The following is a 22,577-nucleotide window of genomic DNA, read 5'->3' on the forward strand; positions in this document are numbered from 1 at the left end:
TATTGCTAAGGAAAAAGAAGGGGGGCGTGTTTTGGTGCAAAGAGGTGGGGCAATAAAAAATCGCTTGTTGGTGCTTTTGCTGGGTAATGGTATGGTGTCATTTGGGGGCCGGATTGATTATATCGTGATTTTGACCGTATCTGTGTTCACTTGGAAAGCTAATCAATATGATGTCGCTTTTATTGGAGCGGCAACATTATTCCCTAGTATCGTTCTGTCTAAGCCAATTGGAATGTTGGTAAGTCCACCGTTCTATGATCCATTGGTTGCGGGCGTCACTGCTGTTACGGGCGCTATGTACTGTCGGTTTATTGCTGGCGACGAGTCTGCAAGGATTTATTATACTGGCAGTTATTCGAGCGACATTCAACAGTCTAGCCATGCCTGCAATTTCCGTTCTTAGTGCAAATTCTGTGCCTGAACACGGACGGACTCGTTACTATTCTGTGCTTAACATGATCAATAGCGCAGCAAAGATGATAGGACCTGCTTTGGGGAGTGCTCTGTCTGTACTTTTATCAGATACCTATACTTTATTATTTTCTGGTTTTTTGACATTGCTAGGCTTTATCGTGTTTTGTTGTCTTGGTGCACAACCTGTCTCGTCGCTAAGAATAAAAAAAGCGAATACCACGCAAGCACAGCAGAGGCTTTATGGGACAGCTTGGTATGCCTATGTGGCGGTGGTGTTTGTGTATTTTGCCATGGTCTTTATGGTGAATAATCAGTTGCCCGTTATTCTCGGCACAATGAAAATGAATAAACAGACTCTTGGAATGCTGGTATCTGCTTCAGCGATTGGTAATTTTCTCTATGGGTTTTGGCGTGTGAAACAATCAAAGCATAAACCCCTTACAGGCAAAATATCGGAGTTGTTAATGCCGGCAATGTCAACAATGATTGGTTTTGTCATGATCTCAGTGTGCTTTTTTTACTTTGATTTACTCCGTATTGAGACTTTGTTGCTTTGTTTTTTCCTTATTGGAATGGTTAGCGCTTACTTTTCCATATCTTCTAATGTTTATCTGGTAAGCAATTTCAATGAACAGATTGGATTGGCTTCCGGCTGGGTGCAGTCTATACAAAATTTAGCTATGTTGGTGGCGCCGTTTGTTGGAGCGTTTGTTTTAGGTCACACTTCGGCTGGAAAATTGTTCCTTCTTTCTGGATTGAGTGGATTATTCTGTTTATTGGCTATCAGGATATTGGTGAACCGTTCTTTGTCTATTATTCGATCTCAATGATTGGCTCATCAACGAAACAAATGTTTTAAATCATTTTTCTGAGGTTTAGAGGACGTGGAGATAATCCAACATAGAGCAGCTCTTTCAACGTTATAGATTCAATTTTTGATTTTTACTTAACCGCTCATATTTTTGTTTTTTTTTCGGGGCTTTGTTTTCTTGACACTGTTCTACCGTCTCGTAAACTCAATAGGGGGCATGGTTTTGAGCGATAATGTCATTTTTGTTTAACTCCGCTTTGCTACGAATAGTCAAACTTAAAAACTCAGCTGCTAATCCTCAATCAGCTTGGCTTGACGCAATAATGGAAACAGAAAACAAGCTATAGTGTGAATTATCTTATATGCCATAAAACATCACTCTTGGAGGTATGGTGATATCAGGTATGGGAAACTTTAGGCAGAGGGGTATGTTAATTGTTGCTCTTTTTCCTAATCAGAAATCAACCACAAGATTGCTTTTTGTTTTTTTGGCTGGAGGTCTCTAAAGTTTTTCAAAAGAGTGTGTTCTTTTTCGCTATAGGTTTCTTGATCACGGAGTGGGGTATTTTCTTTTGTTGAGATATCTTCTTTTGTAGCAATGTCTGCATAAAAAAAGCTTATAGGAACTTCCAGTTTTTGGGCGATTTTGAGTAAACATCCTGCGCTTACACGATTGAAGCCTTTTTCGTATTTTTGGATTTGTTGAAAACTAACACCTAAATGGCTTCCTAATTCTTTTTGGGAAAGGCTCATTGAAATGCGTCTGTGGCGGATTCTTTTGCCTATCAGAATGTCGATAAAATTTTGATTTTTGGTTCGCACTTCAAGCCCCCCTCCGGTTGCGAGCGCCCTCGCATTGGTATTCCGGGAGTCAAAATACTGAGCTCTAGTCAGTTTTTTTGCTTTTAGTGCTTAAAGCACCTGGACATGGCAAAAACTCCCGGAATTCCGAGACACCCACAAGAGTGGGCTCATTTTACGCTAGAGCTTAGGGTTTTTGAATCCCTCTTGATCGCTGCGTAGACGATCAAAAAACATTTTTTAATTTGTAAAGTAATTTCAGAAGATTGGCAAGAGAAATGAAAATAATCTCAAAGAGACTATATGATTGGGTACTTTTTAAAAAAGTGCGAAATATGGATTATAAATCGCGTCTTTTGCTTAATCAGAAATGTCGATAAAATTTGGATTTTTGGTTGGCACTTCAAGCCCCCCCTCCGGTTGCGAGCGCCCTCGCATTGGTATTCCGGGAGTCAAAATACTGAGCTCTAGTCAGTTTTTTGCTTTTAGTGCGGAAACGCACCTGGACATAGCAAAATCTCCCGGAATTCTAAGGATACTCGCAAAAGTGGGCTCATTTTACGCTAGAGCTTAGGGTTTTTGAATCCCTCTTGATCGCTGCGTGGACGATCAAAAACACGTGCTTATCAATAAAGTAATTTCAGAAGATTGGCAAGAGAAATGAAAATAATCTCAAAGACTATATGATTGGGTACTTTTTAAAAAGTGCGAAATATGGATTATAAATCGCGTCTTTTGCTTAATCAGAAATGTCGATAAAATTTGGATTTTTAGTTGGAACTTTACACCCCCTCCGGTTGCGAGCGCCCTCGCATTGGTATTCCGGGAGCAACAAGTACTGAACCCTAGTCAGCTTTTTGCTTTTAGTGCGGAAAAGCACCTGGACATAGCAAAAAACTCCCGGAATTCCGGGAAACCCACAAGAGTAGGCTCAATTGTACGCTAGGGTTTAGGGCCTGTTTTCCCTGTTGATCGCTGCGTAGACGATCAAAATGACACTTTAAGTGATAAAGTAATTTCAGAAGATTGGCAAGAACAATCAAAAATTTTCTATTCTGTTATGCCATAAAACGGCGCTATTTGGAGGGGTGTGATATCAGCATATCAATATTCACATTTAGGCGTTTTTTAGAGTGTGTGATAAATGTTTTAGGCTGGACTTATCTGTCTAGTCTAATGAAACAGTTTCGTTTGTGGGGTGGGTGATAACTATACAAAGTAATCAGTAGGGGGCCTTTGAGATAAGACGTTGGATTGTTTACAGAACAGTGTTTACAAAGCGGTGTGGAGTGGTGAGCCTTTCGTTGGCTTTGTTCTGTAAAGATGTAAAAGCGTAAAAATGTATATCCGTAAAAGTGAAGCGGAGGATTTGTGGATTTATATATTGTGCGTGTTTTGGTTACGTTGGGCTTTTGTCTGACATAGAATGTGGTGAGAGGATTGGGGGAGGTGCCAGACTGGAAGAGAAATGAAGAGTGTTGTTGAGTGCGTTGGTTGGAGAAGAGTGTGGGAGGAATGGAAGGTGATCTGAAACGAATGCGTGGTCAGTGGTGGAAACTTGCTAGACAAGTATTTGAATTATTTACAGAAAAGTGTTTACAAAGCGATGTGGGGTGGTAAGCCTTTCCTTGGCTTCGTTCTGTAAAGATGTAAAAGCGTAAAAATGTGTTTGTGAGAAAGGAGTGGGGGGCTATGTGTTGTGTGTGTTTTTGTCATGGTGAGAAATGTGGCGAGATAAATGGGGAAAGAGTCTGTGAATGGAAGTTGGGAGGAAGAGTGCTGTTAAGTTGTGAGTGTGTGACGGGAGAGCAAAACGGGAAGGGAGAATGGAGAGAGTGCGCATGGATAGGAGGAGAGTGTTGGTAAGGCGGTGGTGCAAAGAGATGCGTGAAGGAATGGTGATTTAAGGAGATAGAGCTTGATTTGTTGAGCCTGATGAAGTGCTGTCGTTTGAGGAGGGGAGTCTGAAGACGGGGGACTAGGCAAAAAGCTGGGTTCTTTTACAGAACAGTGTTTACAAAGCAGTGTGGGGTGGTAAGCCTTTCGTTGGCTTCGTTCTGTAAAGATGTAAAAGCGTAAAAATGTGTTTGTGAAAAAGGAGTGGGGGGCTATGTGTTGTGTGTGTTTTTGTCATGGTGGGCTTTTGTCTGACATCGATGGGAGCATTGGGGGTGAAGAGACTGTAATAGTGGGGCTAGGCCGGTTGGGGTTGGGCTGGTGGGGAGGCTGGGCTGGTGGGGAGGTTGGGCTGGTGGGGTTGGTGATGGTGGGGCGTATAGGGGAGTTGCGGTTTTTGTTTAAATTGATAGCGTATTTTTTTCTCCCTCTTGCTATGAGGCGTGTAAAAACCCATATTCTTTTTAGCACTACGGTTCTTCTTCATGCGGCATCATTTGCGGTGTTTTGTGGGGGGTGGGCTGTCCTTTGAAGATGTCTCTTTTGTGGAATGTTGGGGGAATTTAAAGTGCGGTGGTGGCTTGAGATTTAAGGAAAAAAAATGAATTTGGAAAAATATAGCGAACGCGTGCAGGGTTTTTTACAATCAGCACAAAGTGGTGCCCTTGCTTCTGATCATCAGCAGTTTTTGCCGGAGCATCTGTTGAAAGTGTTGTTAGACGATTCTCAAGGATTGGCAGCATCACTGATCCAAAAAGCGGGTGGTGATCTTACTCTTATTCGAAAGGCGCTTAATGAAGCACTTGATGCTTTGCCTAAAGTGCAAGGGGGGAATGGACAGCTCTATCTCTCTCAGCCGTTGGCAAAAGTCTTTAACATGGCGGAAGATTTGGCGAAAAAAGCCGGTGATCAATTTGTGACCGTTGAGCGTGTGTTGCAAGCGCTGATCATGGAAAAGACCGCAAAAACTGCTGATATTCTTACAAACGGAGGGTTGACAGCGCAGGCGCTTAATGAGGCTATTAATGATTTGCGGAAAGGAAAAACAGCAACAAGCCCCCATGCCGAAAGCCAATATGATGCTTTGCAAAAATATGCCCGTGATCTCACAAAAGATGCCCGTGAAGGAAAACTCGACCCTGTGATTGGGCGGGAAGAGGAAATCCGCCGCACTATTCAGGTGCTCTCTCGGCGGACCAAAAATAATCCTGTGCTTATTGGTGAACCAGGGGTGGGGAAAACAGCTATCGTGGAAGGGTTGGCATTGCGCATTGTTAATGGCGATGTGCCTGAAACTTTGCGGGATAAACAGCTTCATGCGTTGGATATGGGAGCGCTTATCGCTGGTGCAAAATATCGTGGGGAATTCGAAGAGCGCCTCAAAGCGGTGTTGGCAGAGGTGCAAGCTGAAAATGGGCAGATCATTTTGTTTATCGATGAATTGCATAATCTCGTTGGGGCTGGAAAATCTGACGGTCCTATGGATGCTTCTAACTTGTTAAAACCTGCTCTTGCACGCGGAGAACTCCATTGTGTAGGGGCTACTACGCTCGATGAATATCGAAAATATGTCGAAAAAGATGCTGCTCTTGCACGACGCTTCCAGCCTGTCTTTGTACCGGAACCCTCTTTAGAAGATACTATTTCTATCTTGCGCGGTATTAAGGAAAAATATGAACAACATCACAAAGTGCGCTTGGCTGATAGTGCTTTGATTGCGGCGGCGCGTTTGTCTAACCGCTATATTACGGATCGCTTCTTGCCGGATAAAGCTATTGACCTTATCGATGAAGCGGCGGCACGGTTGCGCATGCAGGTCGATTCAAAGCCGGAAGAACTCGATGCTGTTGATCGGCGTATTTTACAGTTGAAGATCGAACGGGAAGCTTTGAAAACAGATGTCGAGCCAACAGCAAAAGAACGTTTGGAAAATGTGCAGGAGGAACTCAAAACATTGGAACAACAGTCCGCTGAGATGACAAGTGCTTGGCAGGCTGAGAAACAAAAATTAGGGCATGCTGCTGATTTGAAAAAACAACTCGAAGAAGCTCGTAATGCTTTGGCTATTGCACAACGTGATGGACAATTCCAACGCGCTGGAGAGCTCGCTTATAGCGTTATCCCTGAACTCGAAAAACAATTGAGCATTGCGGAAAATGATGATCAACAAAATCATCTCGTTGAAGAGACGGTTACTGCTGAACATGTGGCGCGGATTGTTTCACGCTGGACTGGTATTCCTGTTGATCGAATGCTGGAGGCAGAACGGGAGGCGCTGTTGCGTATGGAAGATGAAATTAGCAAACGTGTGATTGGGCAGGGAGAGGCTGTTCAAGCTGTTTCTCGCGCTGTACGCCGTGCGCGCGCAGGGTTGCAAGATCCCAATCGCCCGCTTGGCTCTTTCATGTTTTTGGGTCCTACCGGTGTGGGAAAAACCGAATTAACCAAAGCACTTGCCGCTTTTCTTTTCCAAGACTCCAATGCCATGTTGCGCATCGATATGTCGGAATATATGGAAAAGCATGCTGGGGCGCGGCTGATTGGGGCGCCACCTGGATATGTCGGTTATGAAGAAGGTGGGGTGCTGACCGAAGCTGTACGTAGAAGACCTTACCAGGTCATTCTATTCGACGAAATTGAAAAAGCACACCCTGATATTTTTAATCTCTTGTTGCAAGTGTTGGATGAGGGACGTTTGACCGATAGTCAAGGACGTACTGTCGATTTTCGCAATACCTTGCTGATTATGACTTCTAATCTTGGTGCTGAGTTTTTAACTGCTTTGCCTGAAGGGCAAACCGTTGAGCAGGCAAAAAATGATGTTATGAATGTCGTTAAAGCGGCTTTCCGTCCTGAGTTTTTAAACCGTATTGATGAGATTATTCTCTTTCAAAGGCTGCAACGTCACGATATGGAAGCGATCGTCGATATTCAGATAGAACATTTGCAAAATTTGCTCAATGAACGCAAAATAACTTTGCAAATCGAGCCAGAGGTGAGAAAATTTCTTGCCGATAAGGGCTATGATCCGCTCTATGGTGCGCGTCCGCTTAAACGGATTATCCAAAAAGAAATTCAAGACCCACTGGCGGAAAATATCTTATTTGGAAAAATTCATGATGAGACAACGGTGAAAATTACAAAACAAGGAGATCGGTTGGAATTTTTGCCTGAAGATTAAGTGTGGAAAAATTCACGCTATAAAGGGCGGTGATAATCCTATTATGCGATAACACCGCTCTTTGAAGCGTGCTGATTTAGAAAAATTCACGATGAAACAGCGGTGTTTTATTGCAAAGCAAAGGGAGTGGTCGGTGTTTTTGCATGTTAAATGAGCGTTCTCGAATATCGTAGGATTCTTTTACTTCTGTTTGTCGTGAAAGCTATTTTCTTACAATGTTATAAGTGAAGTCACAAGAGGGATTGCTTTATTGCTTTATTGCTTTGTGCGTAAAAGCGTTAAAGAGAAATGCCGTTTATCCGCCGTAAAACACTGCTCTTTTAGGGGGAGTGGGGGATTTTAGACGAAGATATTTTGATGATGGATTGGAGTTTTGCTGTTTAAGAAAAAGGTGGAGGATGCGTAAAATGCACTGCTCTCTCATTTTTTCGGTGATGTGCGTTTTTTTGCTTTAAAATTTTGCTAAAAGTTTTTTTTAACTGTTTGATTGATTGCACTCTTGTTAGTGGCTCGTAGATGAGGGAGCATGATTATCTGCACAATCAAGTTTGCTCCTTTGCAGTTTTTTAATCAAGATAAAGACTTAAAAAAAGCTCCCTAACCTGTTTTGGTTAAAATTTTCGCTATTCGTGTTACAAAGACAAGTTTAAGTGGAGGTGTATATTAAAAATATCATCTATATCTTAATTTAGTTTACTTTACTTATTTACCAATAAACTATAATATGGTAAATATTAAGTAAAAGAAACAGATAATGAACTTTTTTCAAGAACTTTAATAAGAACTGTATTGGAGTTTATTGATAAAAAGGATCATTTGAAATTTAAGCGGGGGTATAATCTCATGAAATTAGCCACAAACAAGGAATTAATTAACAGCTGGTTTGCAGAGGGCGTGAAGAGTTATAATCGGCATACTCCAGAAAGCTTAAAGGATTTCTATGAGGATAAGAAAGATTCGTTAATAAGTGATGCTGTGCTTCAACAGGAAATTTTGGACTCTTTAATACAGCGTATATCGTTAACACCGGATGATTCCAATCCATTAAAGATGTTTCTTGAACAAGGCATTTCTTTTAGGGAGGAGCAAGGGGCGAGAGTTTTTGATACTATTAGAGGTGAGCATTCGATATCTGTTAAAAGTGGAGAAAGCGTTGATCCATTTAAAGTGAATGATCCAGAAATTGACGCATCATCTATACCGGACAAACGAGAAAATACCCATACATTTACGATGACGTGTGACCGAAGAGAGCGTGCTTTTAGAGAAGAGTGTGGGCTGGACAATCTTTTAGAAGAGATCAGATCGTCTGTCCGAGAGCAGGATAATGTTGAGAGTTACAATTGGTTAGAAAAGCTTATTGATCGTGCATTAAACAGTGAAGTTGCACCGTTACAAGAAACACAAGAAATCTACATTCCAGACATTCGTGATCTTCGTTTAGATGAAAAATCATATGAGCTCGCTATAAAAATCATTCGACGAGCAGTCAACTGTCTTGGGGTTCCCTCACGTTTGTACAATGCTTGTTATTTTCAAAAAGCTTGTTCTTTGCGTGATCTTGTATTCATTTTTGTCAGCAATGCTCAATTTGACATAAATGATCAAGTTCTTGACGAAGTCATGAATATATCGACAGTTTGTGACGCTGAAAATAACCTTTTAACAGTGAAAGATTTTGGTGAGAAAAATAGCGATGTTATTGGTCTTGCTATGTCAAAAAAAGCGATATCTATCCATGACTTAAAAAGAAAAGGGTATAGCGATTTTGATCCAAGCAATTTGCGTACGAATATCTTGTTTCATATTTCGCAATCGTCATTATTTCGTCCGTTTGAAACAATGATTGTCTTTAAAGCAGGGACTGATGATCAGATTGAAAAAACAATAAAAAGGTACGAAAGCGCCAATGGCATGAAGTTAAAAGAAGAAGCAGAGAAAGAAGCTTTAAAAAGAGTAAAAGTGCTATAAAAAGATTAATAGAGGCATTCAAAAGTCATTGGAAAATTATAAGTGACAACAAAAATGCAGCTGATTATCCTATCTGCCGTAAAACATTGCTCTTTGAAGGGGTGTGGTGTGCTAGAATATTTGAGGGCAGGGTTTGAGTTATTGAGCCTGATGAAGTGCTGTTGTTTGAGGGGAAGCTGGTTTGAATTCGACTTAAGGGGAATATGAATGGAATAATGTTGATCGTTGCGCTTTTGCTTAATCAGAAATTAACCACAAGATTGCTTTTTGTTTTTTTGATTTGAGTTCTCTAAAGTTTTTTAAAAGGGTGTGTTCTTTTTCGCTATAGGTTTCTTGATCGTGGTGTAAGAGAGTTTCTTTTGTTGAAAAATCTTCTTTTGTGGCAAGGTTTGCATAAAAGAAGTTTACGGGGACATCTAGTTTTTGGGCGATTTCTAGTAAACATTTGGCACTTACACGGTTTGAGCCTTTTTCGTATTTTTGGATTTGTTGGAAACTGACACCTAAATGGCTTCCTAATTCTTTTTGGGAAAGTCCTATTGAAATGCGTCTGTGACGGATTCTTTTACCTATCAAAATGTCGATAAAATGTGGATTTTTAGTTGGCACTTCAAGCCCCCCCTCCGGTTGCGAGCGCCCTCGCATTGGTATTCCGGGAGCCTGAAAGCACTGACCTCGAATCAGCATTTTGCTTTTAGTGCTCATCGCACCTGGACATAGCAAAATCTCCCGGAATCCCAGGACACCCACAAAAGTGGGTTCATTCTTATGTATCGAGGTTTCGGGCTTTCAGTTCCCTATTGATCGTCGCGTATACGACCAAACTCACCCTTTAAGTAATAAAGTAGTTTCAGAAAATTGGCAAGAGAAATGAAAATAATCTCAAAGACTATAAGATTGGGTACTTTTTAAAAAAGTGCGAAATATGGATTTTTGGTTGGCACTTCAAGCCCCCGCTGGGGGCGAGCGCCCTCGCATTGGTATTCCGGGAGTTAAAAACACTGACTTGACTCAGCTTTTTGCTTTTAGTGCCAAAGCACCTGGACATAGCAAAATCTCCCGGAATCCTAGGATACCCGCAAAGCGGGATAAATTTATGTGTCAAGTCTTCGGGTTTTTAATCCCTATTGATCGTTGCGTAGACGACCAAAATTACACTTTAAGTGATAAAGTAATTTCAGAAGATTGGCAAGAACAATCAAGAATTTTCTATTCTATTATGCTGTAAAACACTGCTCTTTTAGGGGGAGTGAAGAGCTAGAATATTTGAGGGCAGGGCTTGATTTGTTGAGCCTGATGAAGTGTTGTCGTTTGAGGGGGGGTGTCTGAAGACTGTAAGGGTACTAGGCAAAAAGCTGGGTTCGTTTATAGACTATTGTTTATAGAGCGGTGCGGGGTGGTAAACCTTTCGTTGGTTTCGTTCTGTAAAGATGTAAAAACGTAAAAACGTATATCCGTAAAAGTGAAACGGAGGACTTATGGATTTATATATTTGTGGATTTATATATTGTGCGTGTTTTTGGTCACTTTGGGCTTTTGGGGGCGTGGAATGTGGTGCGAGGATTGGGGGAAGTGTCTTCGTGAATGGAGGGAGACGTTTAGAGGAAGAGGGGTGTTCAGTTGTTAAGTGTGTGATGGGAGAGAAAAAGGGGGAATGGAGGATGAAGAGAGTCCGCATGGATAAGAGGAGAGTGTGGGTAAGGCGGGTGTTGCAAAGAGATGCGTGAAGGATGGCGAGGAGATAGGGTTTGATTTGTCGAGCCTGACGAAGTGCTGTCGTTTGAGGAGTGGGTGGGTGTAAGCTTTATTTTGTGGGGAAAGCTGCTTTTTGACGTGGGATTGTAGATTAGTGCTGGTTGGGAATTTTCATTCTTTGAGACGTGGGCTGGAAGTCAGTGTACTAATATAGCAGATTTTGATCTCATAATTTTTACATTCTTTCTTTTTTTAAAGCAAATAAGCAAGAAAAATTAATATATTACTTGATATTAGAGTAAATGCTTATATCAAGAGGAGTATTTCTTTAAAAACTTTCACTTAACTTATTAAGCGATTTATTAGAATAAAAGACTCTTCTGAAGTTCATATCACCAATTGTATCGAAGGAAGTGTAACTTTAAGTGTAGAAAAGTTTAATATCGGATGGTTGATATGAATTTGTTTTTAAAAAAGAGTCCATTAGCTCTTTTTTGCTCTCTCTTTATTTCCAAAGTTGGTGATTATGCTTATGAAGTTGTTTTTATTTTACTGGTCTTAGAATTAACAGATAACACCTTTTTTACAGGTCTTGTGTATTTTTTTCGATTTATCCCTTTTCTCTTTTTTGGCCCTATAGGAGGTTGGTTAGCGGATAATTTTTCTTTGAAGAAAAATATGATCTTAAGTGAAGTTGTTAGATTATTAGCTTCATTGTTTGTTTTTATAACTTATATAACAGGTACGGCACATATCATTGTTCTTATTTTTGCAGCAATATGTACAACGATAGGAAGAAGTATTTTCCAACCAAGTTTTCAAGCTGCTATTCCCAGAATGTTTTCAATAAAAGATCTTACAAAGGCCAATAGCATTGCTCAAATTATCATGGAAACGGCAGCCGTCATTGGCCCTTTGGTTTGTTCCATACTGCTTTTTTTAGCAAATAAATCGGCAGTACTCATTTTTGATTTTTTTACCTATTTTATATCTATTATCATGTTATTTAATCTCATGAATTTAAATTCAAGCGAGAATAAATCATTCAATTTTATAAAAATTTATCGAGAAACAGCTTCATATCTTAAATATATTTCTACAGAAAATAATAATTTATTTATTACGCTCGTTAGCTCGTCGTTTGCTATTCTCTTTACGGGTGCAATTTTAAGATTTTTAATTCCAGCTTTTGTTCTTTTTGTGGGGGGAGAGGAAAGCTTTGTGAGTTATATTTTTTCTCTCATGGCTGTTGGAACTATTGTTGGTGGTTTGTTATATAGTAAAATTATATTAAATATTACTTCGTTGAAGCTCATGATATTTTGGCTTCTTTATGGGGTTATTCTGTTTGTTATGCCCTTAGCTGCAGAAATTTATTTAAAATTCCTTCTCGTGTTAGCATTTGTTTTAGGATTTATTGGTGCCTTTGTGGATATTGGTTTAGTCTCAGCTATTCAATTATATTCTCGTCGTGAAGATTTTGGTAAGAGCTTTGGAACCTTTTCAACTTTAGCAAACTCTGCGGAAGCAATGTCTGGCTTTATTGCTGGACTTTTGGCACTCGTGGGATTGTTAAGCTCTTTTTTAGCGATGTCCGCATTAATTATTTCCACGGGAATTCTTGGCGTTGTAAAAATTAAGAAAAATAAAGAGTTAACACCTCTTAACACGACAGTCGATGACGACCATTGATATATTTGATATCTCCATGCCGTTTCTTTTTTTTTTAAAGACGGTTTTGCTCATTATCTTATTCATGAGGTAAAAACACAGCTCTTTGAAGGGGGTGATCTGAAACGAATGAGTGGTCAGTGGTGGAAACTTGCTAGGCAAGCATTTGAATTCTTTACAGACCGTTGTTTATAGAGTGGTACGGGGTGGTGAACCTTTCCTTGGCTTTGTTCTGTAAATGTGGAGAAGCGTAAAAATGTGAATCTGTAAAAGTGAAGTGGAGGATTTATGGGTTCATATATTGTGCGTGTTTTTTGTCATGATATGGAGGGGTGAGAAGGATTGGGGGGAAGTGTCTTCGTGAATGGAGGGGAAATGAAGGGTGCTGTGCGTTGGTTTATGTAATGCAACACACCATGAAAGTAAGTATACATATACTATATGCTTTACATGTGTTTTTTCGTACTTTTAACATATATATTTTGTGTCTTAAACATAAGCTTTGAGTACTATGAGAGATGGTGGTCGTTTTTTAAACAAGCGAGAAAGTGATTAACTAATGCTTGATAGTAAAGCAGTATGTTGTTAAGGCTATTCTTTGAAAGGATGCTCTTATTTCTGGTGTAGGAGCTTCTCAGAAGAGAATACAATTTATAGGGGAGTTAAGATGTCAAAATATTTATTTCCGTTGCCTCTTGTCTTGGTGGCTGGTTGTGCATCTATCAATAATTATTCATCAAGTTATGTCAGTCCAAATATTACGCAAGATGATATAAAATTAATTGCTAACGATTTTGTTCGTAATCTTAAAAAACCTTTACCGCCCGCTACAACAACACTTATTGTGAAAAAAAATAAAACAGAAGACAACTTTACTCCTGTATTTATTAATCTCTTGCGACGGAATGGATATAACGTGATCTATACAGATCAACCAAACAAACAGCAAAATGGTGTAATTTTGACTTATCAAATAACGCCAATAAAGACAGGTATCTTGTCTATGGTTTCTTATGATGAGGTTGGAGTAACGCGTTATTATATTCGCACTTATAATAGATGAAACCCCTTTGCCGGTTTGTCTCAAAGAAGTAGATAATGAAGAAATGTATTTCAGGGGAAGTGTTGGGATTAAATTAATCAATAAAAATTTGCAGATGTGAAAATTACATATTCAGATGACAATTATCCGTCGTCTCGTTTACAATTTCAGTGTTGTAACGAAGAAAGATGTCGTTTTATCTGTTTGCAATCTTTCATGTTCTGTCTCAGTTATATAGCGCTTTTATCGTTTCTGTCTTATAGAAAATTACTTTCTGTTCTACGGCTCTATATGCCAATCTAATAGTCAGATCTAAACAATCAAATTCATATGAACTCTTTACAGAAATCTGTTGTTTGAGATTGTTGGAAAGGTGTTTTGTTTTTATCAAATTGTCGCGTGGTGGTTTGGGAGTTTCCTTTGGCTGCGTTTTGTGAAGATGTAAAAGCGTAAAAATGTGAATCTGTAAAATGAAGCGGAGGATTTATGGATTTATATATTGTGCGTGTTTTTTGTCATGGTATAATGATAAATCCATTGAGCACCCCTATCTTTACACTTATGAAGAAGCAAGCTGGGTATTATCATTATATTTGCTAGCCCCTAATGTTGTGACAGCTCTTGGAAAGGTTCATAAGAGCCATTTTTACTCCTTTCTTAATAGTTTTACACGGGCTCTCCTCGCTTTTAACGTGGAAGCGAATGATTTTGATTGATTCAACATGGGAGGGATTTGAAATGAGAGAATCTTACGATATTCGGAACTCTCAATCAATATAAATAATGCTAAATTATCATTATAAATCAATATATTGTTATTGTATGGAGTGGTGAGAAGGATTGGGGGAAGTGTCTTCGTGAATGGAGGAGAAAGTTGGGATGAAGAGTGCTGTTGAAGTGCGTTTTCTGGAGAAGAGTGTGTGGGGAATGGCTGTGAACAGATTGCAGAGCTGATGTGTAAAGAGATGTGAAGAGAGAAAAATCGTGGTGGGCGTTTATATTCTATGCGGAACTTAACAATTATAGTTGCATCTATATTTGTATGGGGGATATCCGTGAAATGGGTGTGAGAAGCATTGAGAGGTGTTTTTTTAGTAAGCGGGTGGAATGAGCAATACAATGAAATCCTATTTAGAGGGATACCTATTTAGGAAAAATCCTATTTTAGCTCTTGTTGTTTTAGACATTGTGTTTTGTATGAGGGGCATTTTGCAGGAAAAGTGTTTTGAGGGATGTGGCTCCCTTAAAGAAAAACACAAAAATATCAAAAGAAAAATATAAAAACTTGACAAGGTAAATGTAAAAAGGTATCATAATGATACAATCGGAATTGTGCGTTTAAATCAGAAGAGATCTTTTGATAAGATTCTGTGAGAGGGGTGGGGATGTTTTTCCAAGGTTTTGGTGTTTTTATCCTATTTTGAAGTTTGTTATCCTATGATGTCGTAAACCGGTGCCTAAACCGTTTTTTGAGATGTGGTGGTATCAGGCGGGCAAGGCTTTAGGCAGAGGGGAATATTGGCAACGGATGTCGATTGATGCGCTTTTGCCTAATCAGAAATCAACCACAAGATTGCTTTTTGTTTTTTCGGCTGGAGCTCTCTAAAGTTTTTCAAAAGTGCGTATTCTTTTTCGCTGTATGTGTCTTGATCGTGGTGTAAGGCATGTTCTTTTGTGGGAATATCTGCTGTTAAAAGGTCCGCATAAAAAAAGTTCATAGGAACCTCTAGTTTTTTAGCAATTTCGAGCAAACACCCCGCGCTTACACGATTTAAACCTTTTTCATATTTCTGGATTTGTTGAAAACTGACACCTAAATAGCTTCCTAACTCCTTTTGAGAAAGTCCCATTGAAATACGTCTATAACGGATTCTTTTACCTATTGAAATGTCATTAAAATGTGAATTTTTAGTTTGCACTTCAAGCTCCCCTCCGGTTGCGAGCGCCCTCGCATGAGTATTCCGGGAGTTAAAAGTACTGAGTTCAGTCAGCCTTTTGCTTTTAGTGCTGACAAGCACCTGGACATAGCAAAAGCTCCCGGAATCCGGGAGATACCCACAAAGTGGTATCGATTTTTATGTACTGAACTTAGGGCTTTTAACCCCTCTTGGTTGTTGCGTAGACGACCAAAATTGCCTCATTAGTAAAGTAATTTCAGAAGATTGGCAAGAAAATTAAAATATTTTTTAGTCTGTTATACTGTAAAATAGGGATGTTTGGGGGCGGTAATCTGATGTTAGTAGGGTAAGTAATCTGATGTTAGTAGGGGAATTTATTGGGTAAGAGGTTGGATGATAGTTTAAAACCGGTGCGGGGTGGAAGCTTTATTCAGCAGAGGAAAATTTGCTTTTTGAAGTCGAATTGTAGATCAGAGCTTATCTGGCGTGTTTGATGAAACACCATGCTTTGAAGTGTGGGATAGCCATATGAAATAATCAGCAGGGAAATCTGATAGACGAGAAATCAGCTTGTTGACACACCCGTGTTTACAGAACGGTGCGGGGTAGTGATTTGAGCGTTTCATTTGGCTGCGTTCTGTAATGATGTAAAAGCGTAAAAATGTGAATCTGTAAAATTATGCGGAGGATTTGGGCTTTATGTGGGCTCTTATCTTTTTGGGTGTGTCCCATTTTTTAATTGTTGAATGCTTGGCAAATTTTGTTGCTGATTTTTATGTCATTTTTTGTGTTTGAGGTTTTGGTTTCTCTTTAGTTGGAAGGAACATGATGATGGTAGATGAACATTGTCTTCCCTTACGTCGAAGAGGGCGGAAAAAAGGGGCTTTAAATAAAACAACAAAGCGATTTAATGAAGCTCTTTTGACAGCGGCGGAGCAGGCTGGATATCACTATGGTGAAGATGGGTTGGTGTCTTATCTTCAGTATCATGCTCTCAATAATCCTGTACCGTTTTTTTCGCTGCTGGCAAAAGTGTTGCCTCTTCAGGGGGCTGGAGAAGGGCAGGTTAAAACAGTTTCGCGTATTGAGATTGTACCAGTGAATGCAAAAAATAGCGAACCGGAGAAGTGTGATACTTCGATAACTGAGGCTTGAAGAAGGCGCTGTGATGTTTGGGCATTTACTGGAGAGCAGAATATTTTGGTGGGAGATATTTGGGCTTCCTACGTGGAGACACCGGATTTTATGGGCGATGACAGAGGGGCGTGTGCTGAAGAGGTGATACTCGAGAGGTACAATGCTTAGGGGGCGTGATGTTATCTACTGTTTTGGATTTTTGTGAAGGTTTGGTCTTTTCTCGTTATTGAAGGTGTGGAGATATCAAAAACAGTTTTGCGTATTGAGATTGTACCAGTGAATGCAAAAAATAGCGAACCGGAGAAGTGTGATACCTCGATAACTGAGGCTTGTGATATTGAAAAATGTTAGGCTGAGGTGGGTGATGTCTTGGAAGGGGGCTGCTTTGGTGATTGCCTATCTTGAGGGAATTGAAGCGGAGGCTATCGTGCTTGTGGGCGCTCGTGATACTGGGAAGGGGCTTTGGTGAATGATGCCGTAAGGGCCCGTGTGCTGGAGGGGATTTGGTGCAGGGTATTTGTGTGGTGGATATGGAACAGTGTTTTGATAGGTGAGGGCATGAAACTTGAGAGAAGTGTTATGCTTGCGGGATATATGTGTTTTGGTGGGGGTATCTTGGGGGATAGACAAGTGTGAGGATTGGTGATGCTTGAGAGGGCATGATATTGGAGGATATTGGGCTTTGGATATGCCCGAGAGCTATGTGCTGAGGCTATGATTTGGGTGGGGGATACCGTGCTTGTGGTTGGGGGATGACAGGCGCGGTGTTTGAGGGGCGGTGATGGGGGAAAATAGGGACCCCTTGGAGATAATGATCTTTGGGGGATAGGGACTTTGGGGCGCATAGGTGTGGTCAAGGGGATCTCATGCAAAAAAAGTGAAATTTATTGAATATTAGGATGAAGGAAGGTAAAGCGCTGCTTTTGAGAAGGGCGTTTTTCGTTCAATTGCTCTTTTCGCTCAATTACTCTTTTCCTTCAATTGCTCTGGGATAATTAAACTTGGGATAAGCAAAAGAGTGAAGCGCAATTATTGCTAAAATATGAAAATTTATAATGACAACTGTTCAGAAAATTTCTCAAAAAATTGAGCAGAATACGGCTCAAGTGGCTCTTATTCCAAAGCTTATTCCTGTCTTTACTGGAAATGCCGATGTGCGAGCCGCTTGGGGAGGACGCGGTTCTGGAAAAACACGTTCTTTTGCTTTGATGTCGGCTGTTGTGGGATATCGCCATGGAATGGCTGGAGAACGCGGGATTATTCTTTGTGCACGGCAATTTCAAAATTCTCTTAATGAAAGTTCTTTGGAAGAAATTAAACGCGCTATCGAAGCTTATCCTTTTTTACAAGACTATTATGAAATCGGTGATAAATATATTAAGTCAAAAGATGGACGGATTGTCTATGTGTTTGCTGGGCTTGATCGCAATATCGCAAGTATTAAATCAATGGGGCGCGTTTTCCTTTGTTGGGTCGATGAAGCAGAGCCCGTGACTGAGACTGCTTGGCAAACACTTATTCCAACTTTGCGCGAAGAAGGAAAAGATTGGAATGCAGAATTATGGGTCACATGGAACCCGTGCCATGAAAATGCAGCCGTGGAAAAACGTTTCCGAAATGTCGATAATCCTCATATCAAAGGGGTGGAAATCAATTGGCGTGATAATCCGCAATTTCCTGAAAAACTCAATCGTGATCGAATGGACGATTTGCAGCAAAGACCAGAGCAGTATAACCATATTTGGGAAGGCGAATATCTCCAAGCTGTCCAAGGGGCTTATTATCAGAAATGTCTTCTCGAAGCCGAAATGGAAGGGCGGATTACCACTGTTCCACGTGATCCTTTGATGCAGGTGAGAATCTTTTGGGATATCGGGGGAACAGGCGCAAAGGCTGATGCTACCGCATTGTGGGTCGCGCAGTTTGTTGGACGGGAAATCCGAGTGCTCGATTATTATGAAGCCCAAGGTCAACCTCTCTCAGAACATGTGGGGTGGGTCTTTCAAAGGGGATATGAAAAGGCTCTTATGGTTTTGCCTCATGATGGCGCAACAAAAGATCGTGTCTATAATGTGAGTTTTGAAAGTGCCCTTCAACAAGCCGGTTTTCAAACCAAAATAATTCCTAACCAAGGAACAGGCGCTGTGAAAATGCGTATCGAAGCCGTAAGGCGGTTGTTTCCTGCACTATGGTTTAATCGTGAAACGACATGTGCGGGCAGAAAAGCGCTTGCTTGGTATCATGAAAAGCGCGACGAACAGCGCAATATCGGACTAGGCGCTGAACATGATTGGGCAAGCCATGGGGCCGATGCCTTTGGACTGATGTGTGTGGCTTATGAACAGCCAAATGCTAGAGCGCGAAAAAAACCTTATCGCTCGTTTCACCATTCTCAAACTTCATGGATGGCTTTTTAATGAATAGTTCTACAGATTCTTCTTTTAATCAAATCGAAACGCTTGAAAATCAAGCTCTCTTTAAAAAACTCGTGGGTTGGTATCAGGATGATATTGATCATGTCGAAAAATGGCGAAAAAATGCCCAAGAAGATTACGATTTTTATAATGGACGGCAATGGAATGAGCAAGACTTGGCTGTCTTGCACGAACAAAACAGACCGGTTATGACTTTTAACCGTATTGCGCCTTTAATTAATGCCGTGATTGGGGCTGAGCGCAATAATAAAAGGCAAGTGCAATTTATTCCACGACAAGAAGGAGCTGCCTTTGCAAACCAGATTTTGACAGGGGCGGCTGAGTGGTTTCGTGATGAAGCTGATGGGGAATACGAAGATTCCGATGCCTTCCAAGATGCTATTATTTGCGGAATGGGCTGGACAGATACACGCCTTGATTATGAACAAGATCCGCAAGGAAAACCAATCATTGCACGTTTAGACCCGATGAAAATGGTGTGGGATGCAAGTGCTGTCAAGTCTAATCTTATTGATGCACAACGCTTATGGTATATTGATGAAAAACCCCTTGCTGTGGCGCAGGAAATGTTTCCCCATGTTCATTGGAGTGACCTTAATGCTGATTGGGTTAAACATCAGAGTTTTTTACATTCAACCAGCGATGGAATGACACAAAGTTATCAGTCCGAGAGGGGGTATCAAGGAGAAGAGGGGAGTGGCTATCAACGTCCTAAAATGGTGACATTGGTAGAATGTCGCTGGTTTGAACGCGAGGTGGTTTATAAAGTTCTTGAGCCTCTAAGTGGAAAGTTTGTCGATTATTCAGAGCAGGATTTCCAAAATTTAAGCAAAACCTTTCCTCATGTTCAAGCAACAAGGTTGAACAGAAAAATTGTCAAACGGGCATTTTTAGGTAGAAAGCTGCTTGAAGCGCCTGATAAGCCTTTGGTTCCACCCAATCAATTGGGATGGGAGTGTATTACCGGTACTTTTGATAAGTTAAGCCGGCAATTTTATGGAATTGTGCGCCCTACAAAAGATCCGCAACGGTGGGCAAACAAATATTTTAGTCAAGTGATGCATTTGCTCAATAGCCAATCAAAAGGCGGAATTATGGCAGAGCGCGATGCTTTTGATGATGATCGACAAGCCCTCGAGAGTTGGGCTAGAGCCGATAGTATTACTTGGTTGAAAAGTGGGGCGGTGTCTGGGGGAAGAATCCAGCCTAAACCCATGGCACAATTTCCGCAAGGGTTTTTCCAATTGTTTAATGAAGCAAAGAGCGCTCTCGAACAGGTGACGGGGTTGTCTTCTGAATTTATTGGGACGCGAGCTGTCAATCAGCCTGGCATTCTTGAGCAACAACGGCGACAATCGTCACTTAATCTTTTGGCTTCCTTTTTTGATGGGTTGCGTCGATATCGGCAACGACAGGGAAAAATTATTCTCTATCTTATTCAAAATTATCTGTCCGATGGGCGGTTGGTGCGTATTGCTGGTGATGAAAATGCCCAGTATGTGCCGCTGACACGCGAAATGGTGACAAGCTTGGAATATGATATTGTCGTGGATGATGCACCAACAAGTCTTAATGAAAAAGAGCGTACTTTTGCACTGATCATGCAATTGCTGCCTTTGATGCAAAATTTTACAACGCCTGAGATTATGCTCGATCTCTTACGCTATTCGCCTTTACCGGCTTCACTTATTCATAAAATTGCGATAAAGGCGCAAAACTCTTTTCAAGAAGAGCAAAATGCCTCAGCGCAGATGGGGAATAATGTGGGGACAGAGCAGATAATGCAGATGTTGCAGACAGCAAAGGCTCAACAATAGGGTGCTTTGTCATGCGTGACTTCTGATAAACGCCATATATCATAAATTGCTTATCGATTTTCGTAGTGCATGGGCTCCCTTTTCTTAAAAGAACTGTTTTGTAGGGCAGTGTTGTTGGGGGAACGCAAGGTAGAGAGGGAGTCTTGCCCGTCATGTGGGGTGAACATGGTGGGGAATGGTGGGCGCAGAATGGGCTTATCGATTTTCGTAGTGCAATGGGCTCCCTTTTCTTAAAAGACCTGTTTTATAGGGCAGTGTTGTTGGGGGAACGCAAGGTAGAGAGGGAGGCTTGCCGTCATGTGGGGTGAACATGGTGGGGGATGGTGGGCGCAGAATGGGCTTATCGATTTCCATAGTGCATGGGCTCCCTTTTCTTAAAAGAACTGTTTTGTAGGGCAGTGTTGTTGGGGGAACGCAAGGTAGAGAGGGAGTCTTGCCCGTCATGTGGGGTGAACATGGTGGGGAATGGTGGGCGCAGAATGGGCTTATCGATTTTCGTAGTGCAATGGGCTCCCTTTTCTTAAAAGACCTGTTTTATAGGGCAGGACTGTTGGGAAAAGTAGGGTGGAGAGGGAGGCTTGCCGTCATGTGGGGTGAACATGGTGGGGAATGCTGGTGCTAAATGATGAGAGAGCATTGAGGGGATAAGTGCTTATGGGGCTGTTTTATCTGAAAAATTTTATTTTATTGTTAAAAAAAAGAGAAGGCTAATGTCATGGATCAAGAACACTTAACGCCGGCAGAACAAAACCAATTGAAACAAGATTTTCTGGTCTCAACACAAGAGGGAGAAAATGGTGAAATTGGAAGAGAAGAAAAAACTCTTGAAGATAATTTTCAAGGGCAAATGCTTCAACAACAGGACTCTTCGCAAAAAGCTGGAAAAGAGGTTCAAGGGGGCGAAGATGCTGCGCCAGATCCGCAAAAAGACTTTATGGGCTATATGCAATGGTTGGGAAAAACACTCCAAAAACAAGGGCTTGTACATGAAAAACAACAACCTTCTCTTGCTCGCGAAGCAGAACAGTTGCATGCGTTTTTTCAGCAGTCTGTTGCCAGTGTTAAACAAAAGCATCATGATTTTGATCAAGCAGCTGATTTTATTTATGAAACACGGGCTAAACAATTGGCAGCTTGTGCTTCGCTCTATCCTGAGATGGCAGATCCCAAAAATATTGATGCGTTGATTGGTGATGAATTGAAGCAGATCTTGCGCGATTGTGCGCAAAAAAATCAAAATCCGGCTGAAGTGATTTACTCTATTGCACAAAAAATTGGCTACACAAATGTTCCCAATAACATGGGTGAAAATTTACAGGAAAGACACAATTCTGCACGTACTCTTGCTGCTTATAACGGCTTGACGCCAAATGGGCCGATTTCTTTGGATATGCTTGATAAAATGTCAGAAGCAGAGTTTAGCGCTTGGGTTTCTGATCCTAAAAATAAAGCCGCTTTTAATCGTTTAATGGGGGGAAGAGAATTTTAAAAACAAGAATGTGGCAGGTGTTTTTTTCGGGAACGTTAAGAGGCTTTTGGCGCAGGAGAATGCGGGGGAGTGTTTTTTGCGGGAATGTTAAGAGGCTTTTAGCGCAGGAGAATGCGGGAGAGTGTTTTTTGCGGGAACGTTAAGAGGCTTTTGGCGCAGAAGAATGCGGGGGAGTGTTTTTTGCGGGAATGTTAAGAGGCTTTTGGCGCAGGAGAATGCGGGGGAGTGTTTTTTGCGGGAACGTTAAGAGGCTTTTGGCGCAGGAGAATGCGGGGGAGTGTTTTTTGCGGGAACGTTAAGAGGCTTTTAGCGCAGGAGA

18 protein-coding genes and 1 pseudogene are annotated in these 22,577 nt (G+C 41.0%); 16 read left to right on the forward strand and 3 right to left on the reverse strand.

Annotated elements, in window-relative coordinates; all coding sequences use genetic code 11:
• Both ACFILY_RS06515 and ACFILY_RS06520 read left to right on the forward strand, forming a co-directional pair.
• Positions 1 to 403, forward strand: a pseudogene (locus ACFILY_RS06515) (hypothetical protein); the annotation flags it as partial.
• Positions 312 to 1,244 carry an MFS transporter gene (locus ACFILY_RS06520; RefSeq protein WP_375637697.1) on the forward strand — a complete coding sequence of 311 codons (933 nt, stop codon included), beginning with the start codon at positions 312 to 314 and terminating at the stop codon, positions 1,242 to 1,244. The pseudogene ACFILY_RS06515 and the gene ACFILY_RS06520, both read left to right, overlap by 92 nt.
• A gap of 431 nt (positions 1,245 to 1,675) precedes the next feature.
• On the opposite strand, the gene ACFILY_RS06525 is transcribed toward ACFILY_RS06520, so the two are convergent.
• Positions 1,676 to 2,047, reverse strand: coding sequence for a helix-turn-helix domain-containing protein (locus ACFILY_RS06525; RefSeq protein ID WP_375637698.1), 372 nt, complete (start codon positions 2,045 to 2,047; stop codon positions 1,676 to 1,678).
• Between the two features lie 1,464 nt (positions 2,048 to 3,511).
• On the opposite strand from ACFILY_RS06525, the gene ACFILY_RS06530 reads away from it, so the two are divergent.
• From ACFILY_RS06530 to ACFILY_RS06545, 4 genes are all read left to right on the forward strand, one after another.
• Complete coding sequence (locus ACFILY_RS06530; protein ID WP_375637699.1) at positions 3,512 to 3,646, forward strand: hypothetical protein; 135 nt, start codon at positions 3,512 to 3,514, stop codon at positions 3,644 to 3,646.
• Positions 3,647 to 4,136: 490 nt separating this feature from the next.
• Positions 4,137 to 4,454 (forward strand): hypothetical protein, encoded by a 318-nt coding sequence (locus ACFILY_RS06535; protein WP_375637700.1) that lies wholly within the window; start codon positions 4,137 to 4,139, stop codon positions 4,452 to 4,454.
• Positions 4,455 to 4,523: 69 nt separating this feature from the next.
• Positions 4,524 to 7,103 carry an ATP-dependent chaperone ClpB gene (clpB, locus tag ACFILY_RS06540; protein ID WP_375631423.1) on the forward strand — a complete coding sequence of 860 codons (2,580 nt, stop codon included), beginning with the start codon at positions 4,524 to 4,526 and terminating at the stop codon, positions 7,101 to 7,103.
• An 843-nt stretch (positions 7,104 to 7,946) separates the two neighbouring features.
• Positions 7,947 to 9,074, forward strand: coding sequence for a hypothetical protein (locus ACFILY_RS06545; protein WP_375637701.1), 1,128 nt, complete (start codon positions 7,947 to 7,949; stop codon positions 9,072 to 9,074).
• Between the two features lie 237 nt (positions 9,075 to 9,311).
• On the opposite strand, the gene ACFILY_RS06550 is transcribed toward ACFILY_RS06545, so the two are convergent.
• Positions 9,312 to 9,683, reverse strand: coding sequence for a helix-turn-helix domain-containing protein (locus tag ACFILY_RS06550; RefSeq protein WP_375637702.1), 372 nt, complete (start codon positions 9,681 to 9,683; stop codon positions 9,312 to 9,314).
• A 316-nt stretch (positions 9,684 to 9,999) separates the two neighbouring features.
• Here ACFILY_RS06550 and ACFILY_RS06555 point away from each other — a divergent pair, with 316 nt between their 5' ends.
• The 3 genes from ACFILY_RS06555 (at position 10,000) to ACFILY_RS06565 (ending at position 13,503) form a co-directional block, all read left to right on the forward strand.
• Positions 10,000 to 10,302, forward strand: a complete 303-nt coding sequence (locus ACFILY_RS06555; protein ID WP_375637703.1) for a hypothetical protein — start codon at positions 10,000 to 10,002, stop codon at positions 10,300 to 10,302.
• A 923-nt stretch (positions 10,303 to 11,225) separates the two neighbouring features.
• Entirely contained in the window at positions 11,226 to 12,461 is a 1,236-nt protein-coding gene (locus tag ACFILY_RS06560; RefSeq protein ID WP_375637717.1) for an MFS transporter, read from the forward strand.
• A gap of 646 nt (positions 12,462 to 13,107) precedes the next feature.
• Positions 13,108 to 13,503, forward strand: a complete 396-nt coding sequence (locus tag ACFILY_RS06565; protein WP_375637704.1) for a hypothetical protein — start codon at positions 13,108 to 13,110, stop codon at positions 13,501 to 13,503.
• 1,529 nt (positions 13,504 to 15,032) lie between these two features.
• On the opposite strand, the gene ACFILY_RS06570 is transcribed toward ACFILY_RS06565, so the two are convergent.
• The gene (locus ACFILY_RS06570) at positions 15,033 to 15,401 is read right to left on the reverse strand and encodes a helix-turn-helix domain-containing protein (RefSeq protein ID WP_375637705.1); all 369 of its coding nucleotides are present in this window, start codon (positions 15,399 to 15,401) and stop codon (positions 15,033 to 15,035) included.
• Positions 15,402 to 16,208: 807 nt separating this feature from the next.
• On the opposite strand from ACFILY_RS06570, the gene ACFILY_RS06575 reads away from it, so the two are divergent.
• The 7 genes from ACFILY_RS06575 (at position 16,209) to ACFILY_RS06605 (ending at position 22,258) form a co-directional block, all read left to right on the forward strand.
• On the forward strand, positions 16,209 to 16,535 hold the full coding sequence (locus tag ACFILY_RS06575; protein WP_273791298.1) for a hypothetical protein: 327 nt from the start codon (positions 16,209 to 16,211) through the stop codon (positions 16,533 to 16,535).
• Positions 16,536 to 16,718: 183 nt separating this feature from the next.
• A complete protein-coding gene (locus ACFILY_RS06580; protein WP_375631417.1) occupies positions 16,719 to 16,868 on the forward strand; it encodes a hypothetical protein in 150 nt (49 codons plus the stop codon).
• Positions 16,869 to 17,572: 704 nt separating this feature from the next.
• Positions 17,573 to 18,934, forward strand: coding sequence for a PBSX family phage terminase large subunit (locus ACFILY_RS06585; protein ID WP_273791300.1), 1,362 nt, complete (start codon positions 17,573 to 17,575; stop codon positions 18,932 to 18,934).
• Positions 18,919 to 20,769: a portal protein gene (locus tag ACFILY_RS06590; RefSeq protein WP_375666975.1), complete on the forward strand. Its 1,851-nt coding sequence runs from the start codon at positions 18,919 to 18,921 to the stop codon at positions 20,767 to 20,769. Before ACFILY_RS06585 ends, ACFILY_RS06590 begins: the two co-directional genes overlap by 16 nt.
• Before the next feature lie 152 nt (positions 20,770 to 20,921).
• The gene (locus tag ACFILY_RS06595) at positions 20,922 to 21,077 is read left to right on the forward strand and encodes a hypothetical protein (protein WP_375637708.1); all 156 of its coding nucleotides are present in this window, start codon (positions 20,922 to 20,924) and stop codon (positions 21,075 to 21,077) included.
• Between the two features lie 134 nt (positions 21,078 to 21,211).
• Positions 21,212 to 21,391, forward strand: a complete 180-nt coding sequence (locus ACFILY_RS06600; RefSeq protein WP_375664173.1) for a hypothetical protein — start codon at positions 21,212 to 21,214, stop codon at positions 21,389 to 21,391.
• A gap of 93 nt (positions 21,392 to 21,484) precedes the next feature.
• Positions 21,485 to 22,258, forward strand: coding sequence for a hypothetical protein (locus ACFILY_RS06605; protein WP_375637709.1), 774 nt, complete (start codon positions 21,485 to 21,487; stop codon positions 22,256 to 22,258).
• The last annotated feature ends 319 nt before the right edge of the window (positions 22,259 to 22,577 follow it).

This window comes from Bartonella sp. CL25QHWL (assembly GCF_042195335.1).
Lineage (GTDB): Bacteria > Pseudomonadota > Alphaproteobacteria > Rhizobiales > Rhizobiaceae > Bartonella.